The organism is Massilia frigida, from assembly GCF_011682175.1.
Taxonomy (GTDB): domain Bacteria; phylum Pseudomonadota; class Gammaproteobacteria; order Burkholderiales; family Burkholderiaceae_D; genus Telluria_A; species Telluria_A frigida.
This window is the reverse complement of the sequence record NZ_WHJG01000122.1, coordinates 1-1,359: the sequence shown is the minus strand read 5'-3', so window position 1 is coordinate 1,359 and position 1,359 is coordinate 1. Positions and strand designations below refer to the sequence as shown.

Below are 1,359 nucleotides of genomic sequence, written 5' to 3'. Positions count from 1 at the left end.
CTCTTGCCTTTTGGGTGGCGCACTTGGACAAGATGACACAGCGGTGGACGGACGACGAATTTGCCGATCTGAATCTTGGCGACGGGCGCCTCAACAAGAGGGCGAGAACATTGATGGACACCTTTGCGGCCAAGCCGGCATCCAGTATCCCTGAAGCATGCGACAGCTGGAGCGAGACCTGTGCGGCGTATCGATTCCTTTCGAATCCTGATGTGAAGTGGGAAGGTATCCTGGAGCCACACTGGGCACGGACTCGAGAACGTATGGGCGAACATGCGGTCGTGCTGTGTATTCAGGACACGACCGAACTCGATTTTAACGGCCAGGAGATTGCTGGGCTGGGGCCGTTGAGCTACGAAGCCCAACGCGGTATGTACCTGCATCCGACCTATGCTGTCACGCCCGATCGCGAGCCGCTTGGCATGCTCGACGCGTGGATGTGGGCACGCGAAAAGCGCGGAGACGATGGTGTCCGTCCCGGGCTGAAGGAAAGCCGTCGCTGGGTCGAAGGCTACGAGCGCATTGCGGAGCAGGCGATAGAACTGCCTGGTACGCGGCTGGTGTATTTGGCCGACCGGGAAGCGGACATGGTCGAAATGATGCGCGTCGCACGCGACTTGGGTACACCTGCCGATTGGCTGGTGCGGGCAAAGCATGACCGTTGTTTGGCTGACAACGAAGGAACCAGGCTGTGGGCCGCCACCACGAATGGCCCACCACTTGGCGAGATCAGTTTCACCATGGGCGGTCGCGAAAAGCAGAAGGCGCGTGAAGTGCGCCAGCAATTGTGGGCGCAGCGTGTACTGATAGGCGACGGAAAGAAAGGACAGATCGAGGCCACTTGCATCGTGGCGCGGGAAGTTGACGCGCCAGCCGGCGTGAAGCCGGTTGAATGGCGTCTGCTGACCAATCGTCCGGCGACCACGCTGGAACAAGCCACGGAACTGATCGACTGGTACCGCGCCCGGTGGGAAATCGAAGTCTATTTCAATGTCCTCAAAAACGGCTGCGAAGTCGAAAAGCTGCAGCTGGCGGCAGTTGAGCGCATCGAAAGGGCGCTGGCGCTGTTCATGGTGGTGGCATGGCGCGTGGCCTACCTGATGCGCAAAGGCCGTAACTGCCCTGACCTCGACGCAGCATTGTTCTTCGATCCTGACGAAATTCGCGGCGCGCACCTATTGAACAAGATGAAGATGCCGGCGACCCCACCAACCTTGAATGAAGTCGTTCGCCTGATCGCGAAAATTGGTGGATTCCTGGCTCGCAACAGCGATGGCGAACCTGGCGTCAAGACGATCTGGAAGGGGCTCGATCAAGTGCACGCCTCGGCGGAGACCTTACGTGCATTACGCGACGGGC

At 59.5% G+C, this 1,359-nt stretch carries 1 protein-coding gene; it reads left to right on the top strand.

The features are described 5' to 3' along the window. Positions 1-32 precede the first annotated feature (32 nt). A partial coding sequence (locus F2P44_RS34250; RefSeq protein ID WP_167094540.1) for an IS4 family transposase occupies positions 33-1,359 on the top strand: 1,327 nt, incomplete at its 3' end.